Annotated in this window: 22 protein-coding genes and 2 pseudogenes; 6 read left to right on the top strand and 18 right to left on the bottom strand. The window is 62.5% G+C overall.

Translation table 11 applies throughout. From position 1 onward, the window contains the following. Together CWI66_RS15240 and CWI66_RS15235 are read left to right on the top strand one after the other, a co-directional pair. A pseudogene (locus CWI66_RS15240) lies at positions 1–228 on the top strand (IS66 family transposase); the annotation flags it as partial. Positions 229–261: 33 nt separating this feature from the next. Beyond that, positions 262–1,431, top strand: coding sequence for an MFS transporter (locus tag CWI66_RS15235; RefSeq protein WP_016915930.1), 1,170 nt, complete (start codon positions 262–264; stop codon positions 1,429–1,431). Positions 1,432–1,494: 63 nt separating this feature from the next. Here the strand turns inward: CWI66_RS15235 and CWI66_RS15230 are convergent, their stop codons facing one another. From CWI66_RS15230 to dksA, 11 genes are all read right to left on the bottom strand, one after another. Then, positions 1,495–2,673 carry an acetyl-CoA C-acetyltransferase gene (locus CWI66_RS15230; protein WP_039181351.1) on the bottom strand — a complete coding sequence of 393 codons (1,179 nt, stop codon included), beginning with the start codon at positions 2,671–2,673 and terminating at the stop codon, positions 1,495–1,497. Positions 2,674–2,897: 224 nt separating this feature from the next. Continuing rightward, positions 2,898–3,278, bottom strand: coding sequence for an aspartate 1-decarboxylase (panD, locus tag CWI66_RS15225; protein ID WP_016915932.1), 381 nt, complete (start codon positions 3,276–3,278; stop codon positions 2,898–2,900). Positions 3,279–3,310: 32 nt separating this feature from the next. Beyond that, positions 3,311–4,171 (bottom strand): pantoate--beta-alanine ligase, encoded by an 861-nt coding sequence (panC, locus tag CWI66_RS15220; protein WP_016915933.1) that lies wholly within the window; start codon positions 4,169–4,171, stop codon positions 3,311–3,313. Positions 4,172–4,192: 21 nt separating this feature from the next. After that, a complete protein-coding gene (gene panB, locus CWI66_RS15215) occupies positions 4,193–4,984 on the bottom strand; it encodes a 3-methyl-2-oxobutanoate hydroxymethyltransferase (protein WP_100732162.1) in 792 nt (263 codons plus the stop codon). Positions 4,985–5,131: 147 nt separating this feature from the next. Further along, positions 5,132–5,656 (bottom strand): 2-amino-4-hydroxy-6-hydroxymethyldihydropteridine diphosphokinase, encoded by a 525-nt coding sequence (gene folK, locus CWI66_RS15210; protein ID WP_100732161.1) that lies wholly within the window; start codon positions 5,654–5,656, stop codon positions 5,132–5,134. Continuing rightward, on the bottom strand, positions 5,653–7,038 hold the full coding sequence (pcnB, locus tag CWI66_RS15205) for a polynucleotide adenylyltransferase PcnB (RefSeq protein WP_081193560.1): 1,386 nt from the start codon (positions 7,036–7,038) through the stop codon (positions 5,653–5,655). Before pcnB ends, folK begins: the two co-directional genes overlap by 4 nt. 820 nt (positions 7,039–7,858) lie before the next feature. Beyond that, a complete protein-coding gene (locus CWI66_RS15200; protein WP_016915937.1) occupies positions 7,859–9,244 on the bottom strand; it encodes a sigma-54-dependent transcriptional regulator in 1,386 nt (461 codons plus the stop codon). Then, positions 9,222–12,167 carry an ATP-binding protein gene (locus tag CWI66_RS15195; protein WP_100732160.1) on the bottom strand — a complete coding sequence of 982 codons (2,946 nt, stop codon included), beginning with the start codon at positions 12,165–12,167 and terminating at the stop codon, positions 9,222–9,224. Before CWI66_RS15195 ends, CWI66_RS15200 begins: the two co-directional genes overlap by 23 nt. Beyond that, positions 12,157–12,333, bottom strand: a complete 177-nt coding sequence (locus CWI66_RS18235) for a hypothetical protein (RefSeq protein WP_016915939.1) — start codon at positions 12,331–12,333, stop codon at positions 12,157–12,159. Before CWI66_RS18235 ends, CWI66_RS15195 begins: the two co-directional genes overlap by 11 nt. A gap of 1 nt (position 12,334) precedes the next feature. Continuing rightward, the gene (gluQRS, locus tag CWI66_RS15190) at positions 12,335–13,234 is read right to left on the bottom strand and encodes a tRNA glutamyl-Q(34) synthetase GluQRS (protein WP_100732159.1); all 900 of its coding nucleotides are present in this window, start codon (positions 13,232–13,234) and stop codon (positions 12,335–12,337) included. A gap of 120 nt (positions 13,235–13,354) precedes the next feature. After that, a complete protein-coding gene (dksA, locus tag CWI66_RS15185) occupies positions 13,355–13,792 on the bottom strand; it encodes an RNA polymerase-binding protein DksA (RefSeq protein WP_016915941.1) in 438 nt (145 codons plus the stop codon). A gap of 201 nt (positions 13,793–13,993) precedes the next feature. Here dksA and CWI66_RS15180 point away from each other — a divergent pair, with 201 nt between their 5' ends. Both CWI66_RS15180 and sfsA read left to right on the top strand, forming a co-directional pair. Continuing rightward, positions 13,994–15,154 carry an aminotransferase class I/II-fold pyridoxal phosphate-dependent enzyme gene (locus tag CWI66_RS15180; RefSeq protein ID WP_081138070.1) on the top strand — a complete coding sequence of 387 codons (1,161 nt, stop codon included), beginning with the start codon at positions 13,994–13,996 and terminating at the stop codon, positions 15,152–15,154. Next, the gene (gene sfsA, locus CWI66_RS15175) at positions 15,151–15,879 is read left to right on the top strand and encodes a DNA/RNA nuclease SfsA (protein WP_081138071.1); all 729 of its coding nucleotides are present in this window, start codon (positions 15,151–15,153) and stop codon (positions 15,877–15,879) included. The genes CWI66_RS15180 and sfsA overlap by 4 nt, the downstream gene beginning before the upstream one ends. On the opposite strand, the gene CWI66_RS15170 is transcribed toward sfsA, so the two are convergent. From CWI66_RS15170 to CWI66_RS15145, 6 genes are all read right to left on the bottom strand, one after another. Then, the gene (locus tag CWI66_RS15170) at positions 15,876–16,337 is read right to left on the bottom strand and encodes a DUF4426 domain-containing protein (RefSeq protein WP_039181319.1); all 462 of its coding nucleotides are present in this window, start codon (positions 16,335–16,337) and stop codon (positions 15,876–15,878) included. The genes sfsA and CWI66_RS15170 overlap by 4 nt on opposite strands. A 12-nt stretch (positions 16,338–16,349) precedes the next feature. Then, complete coding sequence (gene metW / locus CWI66_RS15165; protein WP_016915945.1) at positions 16,350–16,949, bottom strand: methionine biosynthesis protein MetW; 600 nt, start codon at positions 16,947–16,949, stop codon at positions 16,350–16,352. Then, a complete protein-coding gene (gene metX, locus CWI66_RS15160; RefSeq protein WP_039181315.1) occupies positions 16,949–18,145 on the bottom strand; it encodes a homoserine O-succinyltransferase MetX in 1,197 nt (398 codons plus the stop codon). Before metX ends, metW begins: the two co-directional genes overlap by 1 nt. Before the next feature lie 55 nt (positions 18,146–18,200). Next, on the bottom strand, positions 18,201–18,794 hold the full coding sequence (locus CWI66_RS15155; protein WP_100732158.1) for a YggT family protein: 594 nt from the start codon (positions 18,792–18,794) through the stop codon (positions 18,201–18,203). An 87-nt stretch (positions 18,795–18,881) separates the two neighbouring features. After that, positions 18,882–19,709 carry a pyrroline-5-carboxylate reductase gene (proC, locus tag CWI66_RS15150; protein ID WP_100732157.1) on the bottom strand — a complete coding sequence of 276 codons (828 nt, stop codon included), beginning with the start codon at positions 19,707–19,709 and terminating at the stop codon, positions 18,882–18,884. A gap of 68 nt (positions 19,710–19,777) precedes the next feature. After that, positions 19,778–20,476 (bottom strand): YggS family pyridoxal phosphate-dependent enzyme, encoded by a 699-nt coding sequence (locus CWI66_RS15145; RefSeq protein WP_100732156.1) that lies wholly within the window; start codon positions 20,474–20,476, stop codon positions 19,778–19,780. 34 nt (positions 20,477–20,510) lie between these two features. Here CWI66_RS15145 and CWI66_RS15140 point away from each other — a divergent pair. Continuing rightward, a pseudogene (locus CWI66_RS15140) lies at positions 20,511–20,957 on the top strand (type IV pilus twitching motility protein PilT); the annotation flags it as partial. A gap of 87 nt (positions 20,958–21,044) precedes the next feature. On the opposite strand, the gene CWI66_RS15135 reads toward CWI66_RS15140, so the two are convergent. After that, positions 21,045–22,187, bottom strand: coding sequence for an anhydro-N-acetylmuramic acid kinase (locus CWI66_RS15135; RefSeq protein ID WP_100732163.1), 1,143 nt, complete (start codon positions 22,185–22,187; stop codon positions 21,045–21,047). 114 nt (positions 22,188–22,301) lie between these two features. On the opposite strand from CWI66_RS15135, the gene tyrS reads away from it, so the two are divergent. Next, positions 22,302–23,501 carry a tyrosine--tRNA ligase gene (gene tyrS / locus CWI66_RS15130; RefSeq protein WP_039181301.1) on the top strand — a complete coding sequence of 400 codons (1,200 nt, stop codon included), beginning with the start codon at positions 22,302–22,304 and terminating at the stop codon, positions 23,499–23,501. Positions 23,502–23,695: the final 194 nt, after the last annotated feature.

Genomic DNA, 23,695 nt, shown 5'->3' with positions numbered 1-23,695 from the left:
AACAACCAGGGGGAACGCGATCTGCGAATGACCAAGGTCCAGCAGAAAATCTCGGGCTGTTTCCGCTCCTGGGAGGGGGCGGAGATCTTCTGCCGGATGCGCAGCTTCCTCTCGACCGCCGTCAAGCAAGGGGTGGCGGCGCATACCGCACTGGAGCAACTGTTTGCGGGTGATGTGCCAGCCTTCATGCAGCAAGAAGCCCCGACTCAGCCAACCGGTGCTGAATAGTTACTTTTGATAGACCCATACAGAGGAAGCAGCATGGAGCAGCAGGAGTCACCGCGCTGGTGGGCGGTGGTCGCCGTGATGATCGGCATCTTTTTACTGGTAACCGCCGAGCAGCTGCCCATTGGGCTGCTCTCGCAGGTTGCCGCAGACATGGGCGTGACCCCCGGCATGGCCGGATTGATGGTTACCGTGCCGGGAGTAGTGGCGGCGTTTTCTGCCCCCTTGCTGCCGGTGGCCGTCGGCCGTCTGGACCGCCGCATCATGCTGACGCTGATGATGGTGGTGATGGTCATTGGCAGCCTGCTGTCGGCCCTGGCCACGACCTTTATCTTTCTCCTGGCCGCCAGGGTGCTGGTGGGGATGAGTATTGGCGGTTTCTGGGCCATTGCTGGCAGCATTGCGCCGCGCCTGGTGCCGGCGCATCAGGTGGCCCGTGCCATGACCATCATCTTCGGAGGCGTGGCGGCAGCCTCGGTGCTGGGCGTGCCTTTGGGGACCCTGCTGGGGGATGCCAGCCACTGGCGGGTGGCCTTCGGCGCCCTTGGCGGCTTGAGCCTGCTCACCGCCGTGGCGCTATGGGTGTGGTTGCCGCCGCTTCCACCCCGGGAGCCGGTGCGCTTGCGCATGCTGGCGCAGCAGCTGCAAAACCGAGGCGTTCGGGTCGCCGTGCTGACCACCGGTCTGGTGGTGGTTGGGCACTTCGTGGCGTACACCTTTATCAGCCCAATCCTGCAGGAGATCAGCGGCGTGGCCCAGCGGCATGTAGGCAGCCTGCTACTGCTCTATGGGGCGGCAGGCATTCTGGGCAATATCGCCGCTGGGGCTTTTGCCGGGCGCCATCCTTATCGGGCGGTGTTGGTCATCCCCAGCCTGCTGCTGGTGGTAGTCGGGCTGTTTCCGCTGCTGGGCGTGCAACCGACCAGCGGTGTGCTGCTGCTGATGCTGTGGGGCGCCGTGTTTGGCAGCGTCTCGGTCAGTATCCAGACCTGGATTCTGCGCACGGCCCCCAATACCGAAGCCGCCACGGCGCTGATGGCGTTTGTCTTCAATATGTCGATTGGCCTGGGCGCCATGGTGGGCGGTCAGGTGGTGGACAGCACCAGCCTGCCGGTGACCATGTGGGCATCGGCGGGGCTGTTCCTGCTGGGGATGCTGCTGGTATGGCGCACCCCCGCGCGCATCGTGGGGGAAAAGCACCGCTAGCCGTCAGGCAAAAAAATGCCCCCGCGTGTGCGGGGGCAGTCATCACAGCGCGAGTGCGCGGTATCAGGGGCGCTCGATGGCCAGCGCCACCCCTTGCCCACCACCGATACACAGGGTGGCCAGGCCCTTCTTGGCATCGCGGGCGATCATTTCGTGGAGCAGCGTGACCAGCACGCGGCAGCCGGAGGCGCCGATGGGGTGGCCAATGGCAATGGCGCCGCCGTTGACGTTGACCTTCGAGGTATCCCAGCCCAGCTCCTTGTTGACCGACAGCGCCTGAGCCGCGAAGGCTTCGTTGGCTTCGACCAGGTCCAGGTCATCCAGGCTCCAGCCCGCTTTTTCCAGGCAGCGGCGGGTGGCCGGTGCCGGGCCAATGCCCATGATGGCCGGGTCGACCCCTGCGTTGGCGTATGCGGCAATGCGTGCCAGCGGCTCCAGGCCCAGCTCTTTGGCTTTTTCAGCGGAGCACAGCATGACCACGGCAGCACCATCGTTGAGCGATGAAGCGTTGCCGGCTGTCACGGTGCCATCTTTCTTGAAGGCAGGGCGCATGCCGCCCAGCTTGTCGGCAGACACTTCGCGCGGGTTTTCGTCAGTATCAAAAACCACCGGGTCGCCTTTACGCTGGGGGACTTCCACCGGCACGATCTGGCCTTTGAACTTGCCCTCTTTGATGGCGGCGGCGGCTTTTTGCTGCGAAGCGGCGGCAAATTCGTCCATCTCTTCCCGGGTGATGGCGTATTTTTCGGCCAGGTTTTCGGCGGTGATGCCCATGTGGTAGTTGTTGAACGCGTCCCACAGGCCGTCGTGGACCATGGAGTCGATGGCTTTCCAGTCGCCCATGCGCTGGCCGTTACGCGAATTCGGCAGGATGTGCGGGGAGGCTGACATGTTTTCCTGGCCGCCTGCCAGGATGATCTCGGCATCGCCACAGCGAATGGCCTGAGTGGCCAGGTGCAGCGCCTTGAGGCCGGAGCCACAGACCTTGTTGATGGTCATGGCCGGCACGCTCTCTGGCAGGCCTGCCTTGATGGCGGCCTGGCGAGCGGGGTTTTGGCCAACGCCTGCGGTCAGTACCTGACCCAGCAGCACTTCATCGATCTGTTCAGGAGCCACGCCCGTCGATGCCATGATGTCTTTGATGACCAGCGCGCCCAGGTCGCTGGCAGGAATACCGGCAAGTGAACCGCCAAATGAGCCTACAGCTGTGCGGCGAGCCGCCACAATGACCACGTCTTGCATACATTGACTCCTTGAGTGAGTGTTGCATCGTTCCTATGGCAGATAGACGTGTCGCCTATCTCTTGTTATTAGCGACGTTACTGCGTGTCGTGTCAGGCTTGGCTACCAGCATAGGGGAAGGTTGTGCATTGCGGCAATACGCTTTTTTTGGCAAATAAAAACGGGCCGATCAACGGCCCGCTGGAAACATCGTTTCTGAACTGTCGTTTCTCAATGCATGCGTCTTACGCCAGCTGTACCGGTATGGCATTGCTGGTGTGGCTGACGTGGTTGCCTTCCTGCAGGTAGACCAGCGCGGGCTGGTGCTGCTCCACTTCGGCTTCGGAGTAGTGGGCGTAGCTGCAGATGATGATGCGGTGCCCAGGCGAGGCCAAATGCGCCGCCGCGCCGTTGATGGAGATCAGCCGTGAGCCTTCCTCGCCGCGAATGGCGTAGGTGGTGAAGCGTTCGCCGTTCTCCACGTTGTAGATCTGGATCTGTTCGTTTTCGCGGATCCCGGCCATGTCCAGCAGCTCGCCGTCGATGGCGCAGGAGCCTTCGTAGTTGAGCACGGCGTGGGTGACGCGGGCCATGTGCAGCTTGGCCTTGAGCATGATGGTATGCATGAAAACTCCTGGATGACGAGCCAGCCTAACGGCTAGCTCCGGGCAGCCTTGGGTAGCTGCACACTGATGTTATCGATAAGCCGTGCCGGGCCGAGTTTGGCAGCCGCCAGCAGAACGGCCTGGTGGGTGGACGGCGTGACCGGGCTGAGTTCGGTGTCACGCAGCTCCAGATAGTCGGGCGTAAAGCCGGCATCATACAGCGCAGCCTTGCCGCGTTGTAGTACCTGTTCGGTGGGTTCGCCTTGCCCCAGCGCCTCGCGTAATGCGCACAGCGTGCGATATAGCGCAGGCGCCTGGGCGCGCTCTTCGGCACTGAGATAGCCATTGCGCGATGACAGGGCCAGACCGTCCTCGGCACGCACGATGGGCACGCCCAGAATCTCGATGGGCATGTGCAGGTCGGCGACCAGCTTGCGGATCACCGCCAGCTGCTGATAGTCCTTTTCGCCAAAGCAGGCGACATCGGGCTGAACCAGGTGGAACAGCATACTGACCACCGTCGAGACGCCATCGAAGTGGCCAGGGCGTGACCCGCCGCATAGCCCTTCGCCCACCACCGGCACGTGAACGCGGGTTTGTGCCGCCAGGCCATTGGGGTAGAGCGCGCTCACCGTGGGGGCGAACAGAACATGGCAGCCTGCCTCGGTGAGCTGGGCCTGGTCCGCCTCGAAGGTGCGCGGGTAGGCATCCAGGTCTTCACCCGGGCCAAACTGCATCGGGTTGACGAACAGGCTGGAGACCACCACGTCCGCGTGCTGCCGGGCAGTGGCCACCAGGGCCAGGTGACCGGCATGCAGGTTGCCCATGGTGGGCACCAGCGCAATACGCTGCCCCTGGCGCCGGTATTCGCGCAGCATGGCGCGTAGTTCGTTGATATCTCGCAAAGTGCGCATAGGAAATTCGCAATGACTCGCTTAGAAGCAGTGTTCCGTGGCGGGGAAGGTGCGGTGCTTGACCGCCTGATGGTACGCTTCGAAGGCCCCTTGAATGGAGCTGGCCTCGCTCATGAAATTCTTCACGAAACGCGGCGTGCGGCCATGGGTAACCCCTAGTACATCGTGCATCACCAGAATCTGACCATCGGTGTCCGGCCCTGCGCCAATGCCGATGACGGGTACATCCAGCGCTTCGGTGACGGCTTTGCCAAGGCTGGCAGGCACGCACTCGAGCAAAATGACCGAGGCTCCGGCCTCTACCAGTACCCTGGCATCCTCGATGATCTGCGCCGCCTGTTCGGCTTCGCGGCCCTGCACCTTGTAACCGCCCAACTGATAGACGGTTTGCGGGGTCAGGCCCAGGTGGGCGCATACCGGAACGCCCCGGCGTGTCAGCTCGCGAATGCCGTCGGCCATCCAGGCTTCGCCTTCCACCTTGACCAGCTCGGCACCGGCGCGCATCAGCGCCGCGCCATCCTGCAGCAGTTGCGTGGTGGTGGCATTGCTCATGAAGGGCAGGTCGACCATGAGCAGGCTGTGTCCCTTGCCCCGCGCGGCACAGCGGGTGTGGTAACAGATGTCGTCGATGGTGACGGGGAGCGTGCTGCTGTGACCTTGCAGCACCATGCCCAACGAATCACCGACCAGCAGCACATCGACACCAGCGGCGCTGGCGGCATGGGCAAAAGAGGCATCGTAGGCGGTCAGGCAACTGAACGTTTCGCCGGCGCGCTTATAGGCTTGCAGCGTGCTCAGGGTAACGGTTTTCATGGCGTGCTCTCGTTGTTTCTTCATGGGGTCGAGGGCATGGCTGAACGTCAGCGCTGCTCGACCGTTATTATCGCGGCATCCCTGCGTGTGCGAAGGGGTTTAACCGGCAATTGTCACCTGAATGCGGGCATGGTGTCGAGATTTGTGTCAGACGCTAGCCGTCGAGGGGGCGGCCGTATTGGGTAAGCGACGGATGTCGTCCAGCGGAAGTGTCGATGCCCAGTGGTCGAGCGGCTGCCCATGTAGGGTGAGCGATGGCTCCAGCGTGCTGGCAAGCTCTGCCAGCGGCACCAGTACGAAGGCGCGCAAGTGCATTTGCGCATGGGGTACGGTCAAGCGCGGCCATTGGCAGTGCTGTGACCCATAGAGCAGCAGGTCCAGGTCCAGGGTGCGGGGGCCCCAGTGGCGCAAACGCCGCCGCCGATGGCGCTGCTCGAGCGCCTGTAGCTGATCCAGCAGAGCCAGCGGCGAGAGGCGGGTTTCCAGGCAGGCTACGGCATTGATGAAGTCAGGCTGGTCCTGGGGGCCTATCGGCGGGGTGGCGTAGAGCGAAGAGTGGCCCAGCATCTGGCACAGGGGCAGCTCGGCCAGCGCCTCCAGGGCCCGAGTGAGCTGCCCCTTGGGGTCGTCCAGATTGCTGCCCAGGCCAATATAAGCGCGTACCGGGCTCACGCTTCGCCCTTGCGAGATTTACGCTTTTTCTTGCGCCGCCGGTCGCCCTGGCTTGCCGGGTCGCTGCCGACTTTTTGCAGCAAGCGCAGCTGTTCGTGTTCGTCCCCTTTTTGGAAGGCCGTCCACCAGTCGCCCAGGCCACGCGGGATCTCGCCCGCCTGCTCACGGAGCAACAGCAGGTCGTAGGCTGCCCGAAAACGTGGATGCTCGCGGGTCTGGAAGGCGCGCTTGCCCCGCCGCATGGGCAGGCGTGATTGCAGCTCCCAGATTTCCCGCATGGGAATACCGAAGCGCTTGGGAATCGACGTATGCTGCAACTGGCGTGAGACGACCTGCTGGGCGGCGTTTTGCAGCGCGGGCACTGGGGGCATGCCATCGCGTTCGAGCTCTGCCTGACGATGCACCACCGGTGCCCACAGGAACGCCGCCAGCAGAAACGCGGGCGTGACCGGGCGATCTTCGGCAATGCGTTTGTCGGTATTGATCAGCGCTTGCTCGATCAACTCCTCTGCCCAGGCGGCATCGGCCATGGCCTCTTCGGCTTCCGGGAAGAGCATGCCGAACAGGTTGTAATGGCTCAGCAGGCGGAAGGTAATCAGCCCATGGCCGGACATGAACAGCTTGAGCACTTCGTCGAACAAGCGTGCCGGAGGAATGTTCAGCAGCAGCGGCGCCAGGTCGTACATCGGCGCTTCGGTGGCCGATTCGATGGTGAAGTCGAGCTTGGCAGCAAAACGGACCGCCCGCAGCATCCGCACCGGATCTTCCCGATAGCGCGTGGCAGGGTCTCCGATCAGGCGCAGAGTGCGTGAATCGATGTCCTGCGCGCCGTTGGCGAAGTCGTGAATGGTGAAGTCGGCAATGTTGTAATAGAGCGCATTGACCGTGAAGTCACGCCGTAGCGCATCCTCCTCGATACTGCCCCATACGTTGTCGCGCAGCAGCAAGCCATCGTCGGACTGATGGGCAATGTGATCGCCGTGCTCGTCCTGCGGCTTGCCGCGGAAGGTAGTCACCTCGATGACCTCACGACCAAAGCGCACATGCACGATACGGAAGCGACGGCCGATCAGACGTGAGTTGCGAAACAGGTCACGCACCTGCTCCGGCGTGGCGTTGGTGGCCACGTCGAAATCCTTGGGCATCTTGCCCAGCAGCGCATCACGAATGCAGCCACCCACCAGGTAGGCATCGTAGCCAGCACCATTGAGGCGATAGAGCACCTTCAGCGCGGCTTCACTGATTTGCTTACGAGAAACGGGGTGCTCGGAGCGCGGAATAATGCGTGGGCTGAGCGCGTTGTCAGCGCTCTCTGGGGAATCGAGCAGTGATTTCAAGTGCTCTCCCGGACGATGTAATAAACGGGTAAATCCTTTAAACATGCGGCGATATCGACTCGCAAGGGTATCGATCAAGGCGTTGAGTGTATCCGACCCCCGATAGCTTGCAAAGCGCCGAGGCGGCGTTTGGACGGTAACAGGTGACAAATGCGGAAAGGGGAGGCTACATGAGCCTCCCCCTACTAAGCAGACAATCAGCATCCATGCTGCTGTTTTTATTCATGATGGCACATCGCCCTGAATACGCACCGCAGTCGGTAGGCGTAAGAACCACTCTGATTCCGACCGCCTCGTATTCAAAACAATAATCCAACCGCGAACTTTTCTCTCCCGGCGAATTGTTATTGGCTCCGGGGGTGTACACCTATGCTGCTGTTATTGTTGTTTGGGTGCAGCTTGTTGTGTACGTCGCGTCCTTTTTGGGCACTTGTAGATTGCTGTTGTTTTTGTTGTCGCATCAGGGGCTGCGCCGTGTTTGCAAACCCTGTGCTTACAAGTAGTGAGACTCAAGCCTGTTGTTCTTGTTAGTACCGTTATCTCTGCCTGGCCCTGTTGTTCTTGTTGTGGCTCAGGTGGGGGCGGCGTCATGTTGTTTTTGTTGGCGACTGCCGCGTGGCCCAGTTTGTTCTTCTTGCTGAGTAATATTGCACTCGCTGTGCCACCTATCAGATAACTTTTAGTTTTCATGCGCTTGGCAATTTTCAGGCGGGTCGGGGAACTTATCCGCACAGGAAGTGTTACCCCGAAATTGCCCTTTTTGCCGAGTCGTTGTGTGGGAAGGTAACAGTGAAGGGGTAACGGTTTTTGGATAATTCTTATGCAAATCAATCTATTGGACGTTAGTCTTATTATCGACTTAAGTTTATCGGCGTGTCGTTTTTTTACGGGGAATTCCTAGCCGTTGACGCCTTTCCCAGAGGTTCTTGCGGCTGATGCCCAGCTTCTGTGCCAGCTCCGTTTCGCTCATCTGGTCCTGATGCTCCAGCACGAAGTGCTGAAAATAGTCCTCCAGAGAGAGGTCGTCCTCGTTGGGTTCCGGTTCACCGTCGCTGGCAGGAGCCGTGGGTGTGACGCTGGCGGTGGGGGACGGCGCCGGGCGGTTGGTCACTGGACCAAGCCCCAGGTCGTCAGGATGGATCAGATGCCCCTCGGCCAGAATGACGCCGCGCTCCAGGGCATTTTCCAGCTCGCGCACGTTACCGGGCCATGGGTAGTCGCGCAGGTCCTGGCGTGCCGCCCGTGAAAGCCTCAGCCCCGGCCGCTCATGTCGCTTGCACGCTTTCTCCAGCAGAATGTCGGCAATCTTCAGCACGTCATCCTCGCGCTCCCGCAGCGGCGGCAGGGCAATCTGCATGACGTTCAGGCGGTAGTAGAGGTCGAGCCGGAATTCGCCGCTCCTGGAGAGGGCGCGCAGGTCCCGGTGGGTGGCGGCAATCAGGCGCACATCCACGTGGCGTGTTTCGACCGAGCCAATCTTGCGGATCTCGCCCTCTTGCAGCACCCGCAAGAGCCTGGCTTGGGCGTCCAGCGGCAGTTCACCAATTTCATCCAGAAACAGCGTCCCGCCGTCCGCGGCTTCCACCAACCCGGTGCGGGCGGCGCTGGCGCCGGTAAAGGCTCCCTTTTCATGGCCAAACAGTTCGGACTCGATCAGAGTTTCGGGGATCGCCGCGCAGTTCACGCAGATCAACGGTGCCTTGGCACGCTTGCTTTGTTGATGAATGGCGCGGGCGACCAGCTCCTTGCCGGTGCCGGACTCGCCCTGGATCAGCACGGTCACATCGGCGGGCGCCGTTTTGCGAATGCGCGTATAGACCTGCTGCATGGCGCTGCAATCACCGATCATCGTCTGCCTGCCACCGCCATCGTCGGTGATGTCCGGGGGAGTACCCTGCTGCATGGATTGCTTGTGCAGAATGCGCTCGACGGTTTCCAGCAGTTCGGTATGGTCAAAGGGCTTGGCCACGTAATCTACGGCGCCCTGCTTCAAGGCATCCACCGCCGAGCGCATGCTGGCATAGCTGGTCATGATGAGCACCGGGGCCGGGGCGGCCAGGGCGATCAGCGCCGTGCCCGGTTCCCCAGGCAGGCGCAGATCGCTGATCACCAGATCGAAGTCGCTGGGGGGGAGCTCGCGGGCTTCCTCGACGCTGGCGGCCTCGCTGACGCGATAGTCATGACGCTCCAGCAGGCGCTTGAGGGCGCTGCGAATAATCGCTTCATCTTCAACAATCAGTATCCGGGGCATGGGGCAAGTGATCATCCTGTCGGTAAAGCGGGAGCCATAGCGTGATGGCCGTGCCGCGAGGCTGTCCGGGAGGTGGCGAAGCCACTTCTATGTTGCCTTGGTGCTCATTGATGATTTGATATGCCAACGATAACCCAAGCCCGGTACCTTCGCCTGCCGGTTTCGTGGTGGTGAACGGTTCGAACAGCCGGTGTTTGACGCTGTCGTCGATGCCGTGGCCGTCGTCGGTCACGCGCCACCAGGCGTGGTTGGCCTGGTGGCCAGCCTCGATCACCACGCTGCCTTGCGGGGCACAGGCATCCTTGGCATTGCTCAGCAGGTTGACCATCACCTGGGTCAGCCGCTGGGCGTCACCACGCACCACAATGTCATCCGCGCACGCATTGGTAAAGCGCACATCCTCCCCTGAGCGGGCCAGGTGGATCAAGTGCAAGGCATCGTCGCTGACGCTGGCCAGGGCGACCGGAGCGGCGGGCTGGGGCAGGGCAGCTCGGCCGCCATGGGCAAAGCCGACCAGCGAGTTGACGATGCGGGTTACGCGCTGGGTCAGCTGTTGGATCTGGTCGGCGGTTTCCAGCAGTGCTGGGTCCTCGGTGTCGTAGCGCAGGTTTTGGGCCAGCGATGAGATGCCGGTAATCGGGTTGCCGATCTCATGGGCCACGCCGGCGGCCAGTTGGCCAATCGAGGCCAGCCGCGCGGCGTGCACGAGTTCCTCTTCCAGCCACTTCATCTCGGTGTGGTCTTCGACCAGCACCACGCTGCCGCCACGGCTGTCATGGCCACTCAGAACCGCTTTATGCAGGGTGAGAAAGTAGTCCTTGCCGTGCAGCGAGACGGCCTGCTTGTAAAGCGGGGTCTGGTCTGCTTCCAGTACGCTGCCCAGCAGTTCCGGCCAGGGTGCGGGCAGGCTGTCGCGGCGTGAGCCGATCACGCTGTCTCCACTGATACCCGAGAGCTGCGACAGCGCCTGATTCCACATCAGGAGTTCGTCGTCGTCACCCAGTACGCAGAGCCCGACGGGGAGATACGCCAGCGTCTGGCGGTGGTGGCGGCGCAGACCGTCCAGTTCGCGGGCCAGCCCGGTCAGCCGTGAACGGTAGGCTTCCAGGCGGCTTTCGACGAAGTGAATGTCGTCGGTGACCGGTGCATCGTCGTGGCGATAGGGCAGGTAGCGGTCCACGATGTCGCGCGCCACCGAAGGCCCCATGAGCCCGGACAAGTTGGCCTGGATACGATCACGCAGGCGGCGCAGTGCGTAGGGGCGGCGCTCCTGAGGTGTCAGGTTGAGCGCCTTCAGGGCGCGACTGACCTCACGGCCAGCGGCTTCCTCGCCCAGCGCCTGGGCCAGGTGTGCGGTGAAATCACCGGCGGTGGCGGCCTCCAGCGGCAGGCGCTTGGAACGAATGACCGCGTCCACCGAGCAGGCCTCGGCAGACGAGCTTTCGCCTTCGGACATGCGCGTGAACAGCGATACCACCATCAGCAGAACGATATTGATGGCCAGCGAGATCAGCGTGACGCTGAACCAGGCAGGGTCATCGGCGCTCATCAGCGGGGTGAAGGGCAGGGCGGGCAGCGGGGTGTTGAGCAGCAGGGGCAGCCAAAGCCCCCACAGCCAGATGACGATGCCGCCGACCAATCCCGCCAGGGTGCCCTTGCGATTGGCGCCGGGCCAGTAGAGCAGCGCCAGCATGCCCGGCAGGCACTGGGCCATGCCCACGAAGGCGGCCAGCCCCAGGCTGGTGAGGGAGTGATAGCGGCCCAGGCTTTCGGCGAACAGCCAGCCACCGGCAATCACCGCGACCACCAGCGCGCGACGTAGCCACAGCAGCCAGCCATAGAGGTCGCTGCGCGCTTCCGGCGGCCGGGCTACGAGCACCAGGTGATTCAGCACCATGCCCGACAGCGCCAGCGCAATCATCATCATGGTACCGCTGGCTGCGGCCAGGCCGCCGATGAAAGCCAGCGCACCGACCCACCAGTGCTCGGTCATCAGATAGGCGGCGTAGGCCGCGACGGGCACGTCGGGCTGGGTCGATTGGGCTGCCCATAAGATCAGCGGGACGGGCAGCGCCATCAGCAGCAGAAACAGTGGCAGTGACCAGCTGGCCTGAAGCAGAGTGTGCCGTGAGAGGCTTTCGGCGAAGGTGATCTGAAACAGGTGCGGCATCAGGAAAGCGGCGGCAAAAAACAGCAGCAGCAGGGTTCTCCACTGTGGCGCTTCCAGCTGCGGGGTGGCGGCCTGCACGGCGGCCCCTGGGCCTTCCAGCCAGCGCTGCAGGTCCTGGGGGCCATCGAACACCCACCACAGCGCAATCACGCCAAGCCCCAGCATGGCCAGCAGCTTGATCACCGATTCGAAGGCAATCACGGTCAGCAGCGTATCGTGGCGCTGGCGGTGGCTATGGCGGGCACCAAACAGCACCGCGCAGGCAGCGATGGCGGCGCAGAGCAGCAGCGTGACGCCCCCGCTGTAATGGCTACCCGAGAGCAGCGCAATGGTGTCGCTGAGAGTCTGCACCTGAATGCCCAGCAAGGGCAGGACGGCCGCCAGGCTCAGCAGCGTGACCAGCGTACCGGCCCAGCGTGACCGATAGCGGAACGCAAACAGGTCGGCCAGAGAGGAGAGCTGGTAAGTGCGGGTGATACGCTGGATGGGCACCAGCAGTACCGGTGCCAGCAAGAAGGCACCGGCCGCGCCCAGGTAGTAGGCCAGGTAGCCGAAACCGGCTTTGGAAGCCATCTCGACGCTGCCGTAGACCGCCCAGGCGCTGGCATAGACCCCTAGCGCCAGGGTGTAGACCATGGGGTGACGCGTGACCCGAATAGGTACCCAGCCGCGCTCGACGGCCATGCCGCAGGCCAGCAGCAGGCCAAGATAGCCCAGGCCCAGCAGGGCAACCCCCGCTAGCTCAACGCTCATCCAGCTTCCTCTTCTGTTCGAGCCATAGGGTCAGGGCGATCAGGCCACCCCAGATGGCGAAAGGGCGATACCAGGCCGTGTCCGGGTCGCCCCAGCCGTTCATGAACAGAGGCGATAGCAGATAGCCGCCAAACACCAGAAACAGCATGATGCGGTAAACGTACATGTCAGGACTCCTCGGGCGTGGGCCGGTGGGCGTGGGGCGTCAGGCGCTCGGGCGACCAGTGGGCAATGGCCCACTGCAGTTGAGTGTCGACTGGCTCGCTTGCCAGGGTTGCCGGGGGCGCCTGGTCGAGCAGCGTGAGCGCCTGGTGGAGCTGGCGGCGCACGGCGTCTGGTGCATCGGCCAGCGGCGGGGCCAGGTTCTGCTTGGAGAGCTTCTGACCATCCGCAGATACCACCAGCGGCAGGTGCAGGTAGCGCGGCGTGGCATAGCCCAGTGCCGCTTGCAGCTGGCGCTGCCAGGGGGTGTTGTCGAGCAGGTCGTAGCCGCGCACGATATCGGTGATGGCCTGGTCTGCATCATCGACCACGACCGCCAGCTGATAGGCCCACAAGGCATCCTTGCGCTTGAGCACCACGTCGCCCAGCGCCGCCGGGTCGAACTGCTGGCGACCAAACAGGCGGTCCTGCCAGACGACAGGGCGCTGGCCGAGGTCGCTGCGCAGCCGCCAGGCAATAGGTTTGGTCGCGTCGCGCACGCCGTCTCGGCACCAGCCAGGATAGACGTCGAAATCCTGCCACTGCTTTCTCGAACAGCTGCAGGGGTAGGCGAGGCGCTGGGTGATCAGCTGCTCCAGCGCTCGCTGATAGGCGTCTGAGCGGGTGTGCTGCCAGCAGACCGCTTCGTCCCAATACAAGCCGAACCTTTCCAGCTGCTGCAGGATGGTGCAGTCGGCGCCGTCTGGGCAGCGTGGCGGGTCGATGTCTTCTATGCGTACCAGCCATTGGCCACCGGCGGCACGGGCGTCCAGATAGCTACCCAAGGCGGCCACCAGTGAGCCCAGATGCAAAGGGCCGGAGGGCGTAGGGGCAAAACGCCCTCGATAGGAAGCGGTAGCGGTCATGGCAACCCGTTTCTGGCAATCAAAGAGCACAAGCGTGGAAAGACACAAGATGACAAACAAAAACGGGCACCTCAAGGGTGCCCGTCAGCGGCCGTCACTCATGTTGCGGTGGCCGCGGTGTCAACCGCCCAGCTGCTTCTCTTTCAGCTCGGCCAGCGTTTTGCAGTCGACGCACAGCGTGGCCGTCGGGCGTGCTTCGAGGCGGCGAATACCGATCTCGACCCCGCAGGCCTCGCAGAAGCCATAGTCGTCTTCATCGATCTTTTCGATGGTTTCGTTGATCTTTTTCAGCAACTTGCGCTCACGATCCCGAGTGCGCAATTCCAGGCTGAAGCCTTCTTCCTGGGTCGCGCGGTCGGCGGGGTCGGCGTAGTTATTGGCGTCTTCCTGCAGGTGGCGTACGGTACGATCCACCTCTTCCATGAGGTCCTGTTTCCAGTCCAGAAGCAGCTGGCGGAAGTGCGCGAGCTGCTTCTCGTTCATATACTCTTCACCCGGTGCCGGCTCGTACGGGATGAAGGACTTGGACGCTTCCGATTTCTTTTCCGCTACTGGCATGGGAGTGCCCCTTACGTTGTGACTACTGAACGTTGTGACTGCTGATCGACCATGTGCGTGTGTCACGATCGCACGCCAAAGGGGTGCTTGTTTAGCTGAAAATTAGCTGTGATGCAAGCATAATAGTGCGTTTTCGACCATGGTCCTACATCTTGTACGCCATGGGTCATGTTTTGACTACTGCTAGGAAAAGGAACCGTTATGGCCTGGAATACGCGTGTGGAACACGTCGCACCTTTTCGCGTGATGCACTTATTGGAAATGGCGCAGGCGCGTGAGGCGGCGGGTCATGATGTCATCCACCTGGAGGTAGGAGAGCCCGATTTTGCCACCCCAGCCCCCATCGTGGCGGCAGGGCAGCAGGCGCTAGCGGAAGGCCGTACACGCTATACACCGGCGGCGGGGCTGGCCTCACTGCGTGAAGCGATTGCCGACCATTATGCCCAGCACTTTGGGGCAACGGTGGACCCGGCGCGGATTCTGGTGACCCCCGGCGCGTCCGGTGCCCTGCTGCTGGCCAGCCAGCTGCTGGTGGAAAGCGGTCAGCGCGTGCTGATGGCCGACCCCAATTACCCGTGCAATCGCCACTTCATGGCGCTGGCCGGTGCCCACATCGACAGCGTACCGGTGGGTCGTGACAGCGGCTGGCAGCTGACCGCACCGCTGGTCGAACGTCACTGGCAGCCCGATACGCGGCTGGCGATGCTGGCCACGCCTTCCAACCCCACCGGGCATACGCTCAGCGCTACCGCGCTAAGGGAGGTCATGCAGACGGTGGCCGCCAAGGGCGGCGATCTCATCGTCGACGAAATCTATCAGGGGCTGAATTACGACGATGCCCCGCTGTCGGCTCTGTCGCTATCGGAGAATGCGTTTGTGGTGAACAGCTTTTCCAAGTACTTCGGCATGACGGGCTGGCGGCTGGGGTGGCTGGTGGCGCCCGAGCAGGCGGTCGAGCCACTCACGCGGCTGGCGCAGAACGTGTTTCTGGCTGCGCCGACGCCCTCCCAGCATGCGGCGCTGGCGGCCTTCACGCCGGAGTGTCGCGATATTCTCGAAACCCGTCGGGCCACCCTCAGGCAGCGGCGTCAGGTGTTGCTGGATGGCCTGGCGGCGCTGGGGCTGGCGCCGGACCTGCCACCCCAGGGGGCGTTTTATGTATGGTTGGATATTGCTCGCTACAGCCGCGACAGCCAGGCCTTTTGCGAACGCCTGCTGCAAGAGGAGAACGTGGCCATCACTCCGGGGATCGACTTTGCCGTCCAGGGCGGAGAGCACCATGTGCGAATCGCGTTCACCAATGAAGTGCCCAGGCTTCAGGAAGCCATGGAGCGCCTGGCCCGCTTCTTAGGTCGCTTATGATGCACTACCCCACGCTGGTGCCGGGTACGCTGCTGCGCCGCTACAAGCGTTTTCTGGCCGATGTGCGGCTGGACAGCGGCGAAGAGGTGGTGGCGCACTGCCCCAATACCGGTTCGATGAAGGCGGTCAACGTGCCGGGGGCTCGGGTATGGCTATCGCCCAGCGACAACCCCAAGCGCAAGCTGGCCTGGACCTGGGAGTGGATTGCGCTGCCCCAGCCGGACGGCGCGCTGGCGCTGGCCTCGGTGCACACCGGGCGGGCCAATCGGTTGGTCGAGTCGGCCATACAGGCGGGAGACATCCCCCCTCTGGCAGACTACGCCACGCTGACGCGTGAGGTGAAAGTAGCCGATGCGCGGCTCGATTTTCGCCTCGACGACCCGGTGAAGGGGGCGGTCTATGTCGAGGTCAAGCAGGTAACGCTCAAGGAGGACGATGGCCACGGCTATTTCCCGGATTCGGTCAGTGAGCGTGGCACGCGGCATTTGCATCATCTGACGGCGCTGGCCCAGCAGGGTGAACGGGCGGTGCTGCTGTTTTGCGTCGCCCATGAAGGGATCGAGGACGTGGCTCCAGCGGCCCACATCGACCCCGTTTACGCGACCGCGCTGGCCGAGGCCATGGCGGCGGGCGTCGATGTGCTGGCCTACGGCATTCGTCTCGAGTGGCGCGACGCAGCGCCTTTCACTGCACGTTTGAACCGGGCGCTGACGGTGCGGGCCTAACGCTCGATGTAGAAGCGCTGGATAAAGCTGACCGGCTGCGGGGGCGCATTGCGGTCGTGGCGCACTTCCAGGTCGAAGCGCATGGGTTCGTCATGGCGCAGGCTGAACAGCGCAATGTGGTAGGTGGCATCGCCGTCGCGGACATTGCGAAAGCCGAGAGACTCCCCGGCGTCATTCAGTCCTCCTACGCTGCCCTGGACGTTGGCCATGACCGGGCGCGTCGTGCCATCGGGCTGGCGCTGGCGCACGGCCACGTTGACCAGCCCGTGCCCGGCGCTGCGCTGGATGCGGTGGGCTTGAGCGACTTCCGGGCTCAAGTGCCGCGTGGCGATGGCGCTGTAGTGAATTTCATAATCGCCCACTTCGACCCACTGTTCTGCCGTGGCCTGGGTCGACATCAGCAGCAGACCCAATAGTGTCAGCAGCGCGAGGCTGCGGCGCAGTCTTGCCATCGCCATGGCGGTTCTCCTCTACGATGGGCGGCGGCGAACCCTGAAAATGGCAATTTCGCCAAACAGATTCGGCCACCATTTGGATGTCCAGTGCCCTTTGTGGTCGCCCACGCCCACGGCGCGGTCCACGATCACCAGCCCCTTCTCGCCACAGAGATGCTCGAAGTCATTGAAGGTCGACAGGTGAATGTTGGGCGTGTCGTACCAGGCGTGGGGCAGCGACTTCGATACCGGCATGTAACCGCGCACCCCCAGGTGGACGCGGTGACGCCAGTAGGCAAAGTTGGGGAAGGTAATGATGCCTTCCTCCGCCACCCGCAGCATCTCATCGAGCATCTTGTCCGGGCGGCGCAGTGCCTGCAAGGCCTGCGTCATGATGACCTGGTCGTAGCTGTTGTCGCCGAAGCTGGCCAGGCCGTCGTCCAGGTTGTGTTCGATCACGCTGACCCCTTTGGCCACACACTGGGTGATGCCCTCCGGGTCGATCTCCAGCCCGTAACCGGAGACCTGTTTCTCGTTGGCCAGCCGCTCCAGCAGCGTGCCGTCGCCGCAGGCCAGGTCGAGGATACGGGCGCCGTGGGGCACCCAGTCATAGATCAATTCCAGGTCGGTGCGCATTAACGAGCCTCCTTCTTGGCGACGGCGTCGATCTTCAGCTCGCGAGCGACGCGACCCATGAAGGCACTGAACAGCGCGTGGTAGCGGGGTTCAGGCAGCAGGAAGGCGTCGTGGCCGTGAGGGGAGTCGATATTGGCATAGCTGACCGATTTGCCCGCCTGGGTCAGGGCATCCACCAGCTCACGGGAACGCGAGGGCGGGAAGCGCCAGTCGGTGGTGAAGCTGACGATCAGGAAAGGACATTGGGCCGGGGCCAGCGCCTGGGCAAGGTCGCCCCCGTGGCGGGCGGCAGGGTCGAAGTAGTCCAGCGCCTTGGTCATCAGCAGATAGGTATTGGCATCGAAGGCGGTGGAGAAAGTATCGCCCTGATAACGCAGGTAGGACTCCACCTGGAACTCGACATCGAAGCCGAAATTCAGGTCGTCGCTGCGCAGGTCGCGGCCAAACTTGCTGCCCATGGCGTCTTCGGAGAGGTAAGTGATATGACCGACCATCCGCGCCAGCTTCAGGCCCCGCCTGGGCACCGTGTCGTGCTCTGCGTACCAGCCGTCGAAGAACTCCGGGTCGGAGCGAATGGCCTGTCGAGCCACCTCGTTGAAGGCGATGTTCTGGGCCGACAGGCGTGGCGTGGCGGCAATGATCACCGCATTGGCCACCCGCTCCGGGTATGTGATGCTCCACTGCAGTACCTGCATGCCGCCCAGGCTGCCACCCACGGCCGCGGCCCAGCGCTCGATGCCCAGGTGGTCGGCCAGGCGCGCCTGGCTGGCCACCCAGTCGTTGACCGTGATCACGGGGAAGTCAGGCCCCCACTGGCGGCCAGTGTCTGGGTTATGGCTGACGGGGCCGGTACTGCCGTGGCAGCCGCCCAGGTTGTTCAACGACACCACGAAGAAACGGTTGGTGTCGATGGATTTGCCCGGGCCGATATGGGCATCCCACCAGCCGGGCTTGCGGTCCTCGGCAGAGTGGTAGCCCGCCGCATGGTGGTGGCCGGAGAGTGCGTGACAGATCAGTACCGCGTTGGAGCGCTCGGCGTTGAGCGTGCCGTAGGTTTCATAGATCAGCTCGTATTCTGGCAGCGTCTTGCCGCAGGCAAGCGGTAGCGGCGTATCAAATTTGGCAACGTGTGGTGTGACCAGACCCACGGAGTCCGCTGGCCGGTCAGCAAAAGCAAGAGTGTCTGAATCAGGCATCGAAAGCGCTAGTCCTGCAAAATGGATCCTGCTCAAAAAGACGCGACGACCAGCCTCAGAGGCCGACCAGCGCGCCCGAGATTCCCGCCGCGCGGATCAGCGCGCCAACCACCAGCCCATCGACCAGGTTGATGGCGATGAACACCACGATGGGTGACAGGTCGATCATGCCCAGCGGCGGGATGACCTTGCGCACGGGAGCCATGATGGGCTCTACCAGCTGCATGACCAGCAGCGCGCCTGGATGACTGGCATTGGGAGCCACCCAGCTCAGGATGATCATGACGATCATGGCAAAGAAGTAAATCTTCAGGATGGCATTGGCCAGGGCCGCTACCCCGGCAATCAACAGGCCGGGAATCGGCGGCATGCCCAGGCCAATGACCATGAAGATGGCCACGATGCTGACGACCTTCAAGACGAATCCTGCCGCAAGGGTGGCCATGTCGAAGCGACCTGCCACGGGGCCCAGGACGCCCTGGAACAACCCTACCACCGGCTGGGTGATCTTGACCACCGACTGGCTCAGGGGGTTGTAGTAATCGGCCCGTGACGCCTGCAGCAAGAAACGCAGCATCAACAGAAACAGATAGATATTGATCAGTGTATTGACGAGCATTAGCCCCGCGCTGCCCAGTTGGCTTCCCATTACTGCCTCTCCTTCGATCTTGGTATTGGTGTGCAAAATAAACGCTAAAGGCGTATCAGGCACGTCATCCTGTGTGTAACGCAGGCATTATGTGTGTTGGCCGAGCTCTTTGGCCATGGCGTCGGCACGCTGAGCACACGCTTGCATGGCATCAGCGATGATGGTTCTCAGTTCGGCCTCTTCCATGTGGGCAATGGCGCGTTCGGTGGTGCCGCCCGGCGACATCACGTTCTGTTTCAGCGTGGCGGGGTCTTTGTCGCTGTGCTTGGCCATGGTGGCGGCACCTAACGCGGTCTGGATGGCCAGCCGTCGCGCCGTGGCGGCCGAAAGCCCCTGTGCCACGGCGGCTGCTTCCATGGCTTCGAACATCAGGAAGAAATAGGCCGGTGCACTGCCGGACACGGCGGTGACGGCATTCAGCAGATGCTCTTCTTCGACCCACTCGACGATGCCCACGGCTTCCATCATCTGAGTGGCCAGTTCGCGCTGGGCCTCGCTGACGGCCTGGTTGGCATAGAGACCACTGGCACCCATGCCGACCAGGGAGGGCGTGTTGGGCATGCAGCGTACCAGAGCGTTACCACCCCCTAGCCACTGGTCGATGGTGTCAGCGTCCAGGCCTGCCGCAATCGAGACGACCAGCGGTGCCTGCTGCTGGACGCTATCGCGCAGGGCCTCACAAACGCCACGCATGATTTGCGGCTTGACGGCCAGGACGACCACGTCAGCGCCACTCACCGCCGCGTTGTTATCGGTATGGGTATGAATGCCCAGGCGCGAGGCCAAAGCTGAAAGCTCGCTCTCGTTGGGGGCCGTGGCGGTGATGTCGCCAGGCGCGACACCGCTGTCGATCAGGCCGCCGATAATGGCGCTGGCCATGTTGCCTGCGCCAATGAAGGTGATCTTGTTCGCCATGGGGGTATCCTTTTTTGCAAATGGCTGCGGCGTGCCGCAGAAAATAAGCCGTGTTCGGGTGGTCGCCGTCAACTCCGAGCGCCAAAAATGGCGGTGCCCAGCCGTACCAGCGTGGCACCTTCCAGAATCGCGGCTTCGAGGTCATCGCTCATGCCCATCGAGAGCGTATCCAGCGGTGCCTCGGGCAGGGCTGCCTGCAGCGTTTCCAGCAGCGCCCGTAGCTCTGCCAACGGCTTGCGCTGCGCGTCCAGCGTTTCCGCCGGGGCAGGAATCGCCATGAGGCCCCGCAAGGCGAGGCCGGGCAGGGGCGCGATTTCCCGGGCCATGGCCAGCGCATCTTCCGGTAGTACCCCGGATTTGCTGGCTTCGCGACTGATATTGACCTGCAGGCAGACATTCAACGGTGGCAGGTGGGCCGGGCGCTGTTCGCTCAGGCGTTTGGCAATCTTGAGGCGGTCGACGCTGTGTACCCAGGCAAACTGTTCGGCCACGGGCCGGGTCTTGTTGGATTGCAACGGGCCAATGAAGTGCCAGACAATGTCTTCCAGGTCGGCCAACTGCGCCTGCTTGTCCAGCGCTTCCTGCAGGTAGTTTTCGCCAAACGCCCGCTGGCCGTGCTGCCAGGCCAGGCGCACGCTGCTGGCGGGCTTGGTTTTGCTCACCGCCAGCAGCGTTGCACCGTTCGCGGGTCGCCCGGCCTGGTCGAGCGCCTGGCCCAGGCGTTCGCGCGCAGCGGCCAGTGACTCGGGAAGCGCGTTGTCTGTCATACTCAAACACCTTACCGCAGCTGGGAAAAGAGAGATGGATATTACCGAACTGCTGGCATTCTCGGCAAAGCAGAATGCGTCCGACCTGCATCTTTCTGCAGGCTTGCCTCCCATGATACGTGTTGATGGCGATATCCGTCGGCTTAATGTGCCCGCCATGGAGAACAGTGACGTTCGGCGATTGATCTACGACATCATGAACGATCGTCAGCGCCGCGACTATGAAGAGCATCTGGAAGCGGACTTCTCTTTCGAGGTGCCCGGCGTTGCGCGTTTCAGGGTCAATGCCTTCAACCAGGCGCGGGGTGCCGGGGCGGTGTTCCGTACCATTCCCAATGACGTGCTGTCGATGCAGACCCTGGGTATGGGCGAGGTGTTCGAGCGTCTTGCCATGCTGCCCCGGGGATTGGTGCTGGTGACAGGGCCAACGGGGTCGGGCAAGAGCACGACGCTGGCGGCCATGATCGATGTCGCTACAGACGCTCCTCAAGCGACAGGGGGGGCACACTGAGCGATGCTCAGGCCCGAGCCAAGGGAACGCTGTCGGTCAAGGAGTAGCGGCGCGGTATCAGGCGGCGTAAATACCGCCCAGTACACGCGGGCCGCTAGCACCCGTCACGGAAGGCAGGTTGCCGGGGAGCCCATGCAGGCGCTGATGGGCCAGCCAGGCAAAGGCACCCGCTTCGATCCAATCTTCCGGCCAGCCCAGCGTGGCCGGTGATACCAGCGCCATGTGCGGCAGGTGGGCCGCCAGCCTCTCCATCAAATGGTCGTTATGGGCGCCTCCTCCGCAAACCAGCAGGGTCGCTTTTTGATCGTTCAGCGGCAGTTGGGCGATGCCTTGCGCGATACTGGCCACCGTGAGTTCCGCCAGCGTGGCCTGAATGTCGCAGGGCGCTTCGTGGCCGGTGAGGTGGCGCTGTAGCCAATCCAGGTGAAAGAGCTCACGGCCCGTGCTGCGCGGTGGTGGCTGCTGAAAGAAGGGCTCTTGCAGCAGCCGCTCCAGCAGTGCGGTATCCACGCGGCCACTGGCTGCCCAGGCACCCTGTTGGTCAAATCGACCGGCATGATGCTGGCCAAACCAGGCATCCAGCAGCACATTGGCCGGCCCCGTATCGAACCCCACCACCGCCTGCCCTGGTTGGCTCGATAGCCAGGTAAGGTTGGCAAAGCCGCCCAGGTTGAGCACCAGCTGTTCACCTGCCCGTGCTCCGAACAGTGCCTGATGAAACGCAGGAGCCAGGGGCGCCGCCTGGCCTCCTGCAGCCAGGTCACGACGGCGAAAATCCGCCACGACGGCGCAGCCGGTCAGTTCTGCCAGCAGGCTCGGGTTGTCCAGTTGCCAGGTATAGCGTGGCCCGCCCTGGTGCCCCTCGGGGGCATGTTCGATGGTCTGGCCGTGGCTGCCGATGGCCGCTATCTGGTGGTGAGCGACGCCATGCTCTGCCAACAGGGTGTTGACGGCCCGTGCTTGCAAGCGGCAGAAAGCATCTTCGGCAGCGGCCAGCTCGGCAAACGTCACCGACGACGAGTGGCATAAATGTAGCAGTTGCCCATGCAGCGCATCGGGCATGGCAACCGCCGTGGTGCCGATCAGGGTCGGAGGAGTATGGGGCGTTATTTCGACGAGGGCGGCATCGATGCCGTCCAGGCTGGTGCCCGACATCAGCCCGACATACAAGGTCGGTAACGCGAGAGGTGAAGTTTTCATATCGCCATGCATCCAAAACGGGGTGAAGGCTCAACCAGTGCCTTGGGGCGTGGTAATATCGCCCGCATCACGGTTAATCGCCTATATACGGCATATAGTACATGGAGAGAGGCAATGAGTGAGGTGGATCAGGCGTTAGCGCTGCTGTCGCGAGGTACGCATGAAATCCTGGTAGAAGACGAGCTGCGCAAGAAACTGGCGTCGGGCCGCAAGCTGCGCATCAAGGCTGGATTCGATCCTACCGCCCCCGACCTGCACCTCGGCCACAGCGTGCTGCTCACCAAAATGCGCCAGTTCCAGGATCTGGGGCACACGGTGATCTTCCTGATTGGTGACTTCACCGGTCGGATCGGTGATCCCACCGGCAAGAACGTCACCCGCAAGCCGCTGACCGAAGCCGATGTCAAAGCGAATGCGGAAACCTATAAAGAGCAGGTTTTCAAGATCCTCGATCCTGAAAAGACCGAAGTCCGTTTCAATGCGGAATGGTTCGGTGAGCTGACCGCCGCGAAGATGATCGAGCTGGCCGCCCAAAGCACCGTGGCCCGCATGCTGGAGCGTGACGACTTCGAGAAGCGTTACAAGGCCAATCAGCCCATCGCCATTCATGAATTCCTCTACCCGCTGGTGCAGGGCTACGATTCGGTTGCGCTGGAAGCCGATATCGAGCTGGGCGGTACCGACCAGAAGTTCAACTTGCTGATGGGGCGTGAAATCCAGAAGCATTTTGGCCAGGAGCCACAAGTCGTCATTACCATGCCGCTGCTGGAAGGGCTGGATGGCGTCCAGAAGATGTCCAAATCGCTGGGCAACTACGTCGGCGTGGATGAAGCGCCGGGGTCGATGTTCAACAAGCTGGTCTCCATGCCTGACAGCTTGATGTGGCGCTACTTTGAATTGCTCTCGTTGAAAACCAACGAAGAGATCGCCGCGCTGAAGCTCAGCGTGGAGCAGGGTGCCAATCCTCGGGATGTGAAGATGGAGCTGGCGCGTGAGCTCATCGCCCGTTACCACGGCGATGAAGCAGCCGCGAATGCGCATAAATCGGCGGGCAACCAGCTGGCCGAGGGTGAGCTGCCGGAAGACCTGCCGGAAGTGACGGTGGATTTCGAAGGCAGCGAGCAAGCGCCCATCGCCGCGGTTCTGAATCGCTCAGGCCTGACAAAGAACAGCGCCCAGGCCAAGGACATGCTGAAAAATGGCAGCGTCAAGGTCGATGGCGAGGTCGTTGCTCAAGATGCCATGCTGGCCACCGGTAAGGTGTACGTCATCCAGGCAGGCAAGAAACGCTACGCTCGTGTGACGCTTGCTTGAACTTTTTGAAAACTTTTTCAAAATAGCCCTTGCCAACCCGGCAGCGAATCCGTAAAGTACGCATCCGCTGCCGGGGACGCCAAGCGTTGCCAGCGGTGAAGAAGGTTGAAAACCTTTGGTTTGTCAGGAAGTTAGCGTCATCTGTTGGTTGGATTGATCGCTCGCTTCACTCGCTGAAAACAGCCCTTGACAAA

The sequence above is a fragment of the Halomonas sp. 141 genome (genome assembly GCF_002810305.1).
Lineage (GTDB): Bacteria > Pseudomonadota > Gammaproteobacteria > Pseudomonadales > Halomonadaceae > Vreelandella > Vreelandella stevensii.
This window is presented reverse-complemented; position numbering and strand designations above follow the sequence as displayed.

Coding starts and splice junctions, on each gene's coding strand:
- CWI66_RS15230 (WP_039181351.1), bottom strand. CDS start 2,673: ATGCAAGACGTGGTCATTGTGGCGGCTCGCCGCACAGCTGTAGGCTCA.
- CWI66_RS15235 (WP_016915930.1), top strand. CDS start 262: ATGGAGCAGCAGGAGTCACCGCGCTGGTGGGCGGTGGTCGCCGTGATG.
- sfsA (WP_081138071.1), top strand. CDS start 15,151: ATGATGCACTACCCCACGCTGGTGCCGGGTACGCTGCTGCGCCGCTAC.
- CWI66_RS15145 (WP_100732156.1), bottom strand. CDS start 20,476: ATGACAGACAACGCGCTTCCCGAGTCACTGGCCGCTGCGCGCGAACGC.
- CWI66_RS15170 (WP_039181319.1), bottom strand. CDS start 16,337: ATGGCGATGGCAAGACTGCGCCGCAGCCTCGCGCTGCTGACACTATTG.
- CWI66_RS15195 (WP_100732160.1), bottom strand. CDS start 12,167: ATGAGCGTTGAGCTAGCGGGGGTTGCCCTGCTGGGCCTGGGCTATCTT.
- tyrS (WP_039181301.1), top strand. CDS start 22,302: ATGAGTGAGGTGGATCAGGCGTTAGCGCTGCTGTCGCGAGGTACGCAT.
- CWI66_RS15200 (WP_016915937.1), bottom strand. CDS start 9,244: ATGCCCCGGATACTGATTGTTGAAGATGAAGCGATTATTCGCAGCGCC.
- CWI66_RS15180 (WP_081138070.1), top strand. CDS start 13,994: ATGGCCTGGAATACGCGTGTGGAACACGTCGCACCTTTTCGCGTGATG.
- panD (WP_016915932.1), bottom strand. CDS start 3,278: ATGCATACCATCATGCTCAAGGCCAAGCTGCACATGGCCCGCGTCACC.
- dksA (WP_016915941.1), bottom strand. CDS start 13,792: ATGCCAGTAGCGGAAAAGAAATCGGAAGCGTCCAAGTCCTTCATCCCG.
- proC (WP_100732157.1), bottom strand. CDS start 19,709: ATGGCGAACAAGATCACCTTCATTGGCGCAGGCAACATGGCCAGCGCC.
- panB (WP_100732162.1), bottom strand. CDS start 4,984: ATGAAAACCGTTACCCTGAGCACGCTGCAAGCCTATAAGCGCGCCGGC.
- CWI66_RS15135 (WP_100732163.1), bottom strand. CDS start 22,187: ATGAAAACTTCACCTCTCGCGTTACCGACCTTGTATGTCGGGCTGATG.
- CWI66_RS18235 (WP_016915939.1), bottom strand. CDS start 12,333: ATGTACGTTTACCGCATCATGCTGTTTCTGGTGTTTGGCGGCTATCTG.
- metX (WP_039181315.1), bottom strand. CDS start 18,145: ATGCCTGATTCAGACACTCTTGCTTTTGCTGACCGGCCAGCGGACTCC.
- CWI66_RS15155 (WP_100732158.1), bottom strand. CDS start 18,794: ATGGGAAGCCAACTGGGCAGCGCGGGGCTAATGCTCGTCAATACACTG.
- panC (WP_016915933.1), bottom strand. CDS start 4,171: ATGCGCACTTTGCGAGATATCAACGAACTACGCGCCATGCTGCGCGAA.
- gluQRS (WP_100732159.1), bottom strand. CDS start 13,234: ATGACCGCTACCGCTTCCTATCGAGGGCGTTTTGCCCCTACGCCCTCC.
- pcnB (WP_081193560.1), bottom strand. CDS start 7,038: ATGTTTAAAGGATTTACCCGTTTATTACATCGTCCGGGAGAGCACTTG.
- metW (WP_016915945.1), bottom strand. CDS start 16,949: ATGCGCACCGACCTGGAATTGATCTATGACTGGGTGCCCCACGGCGCC.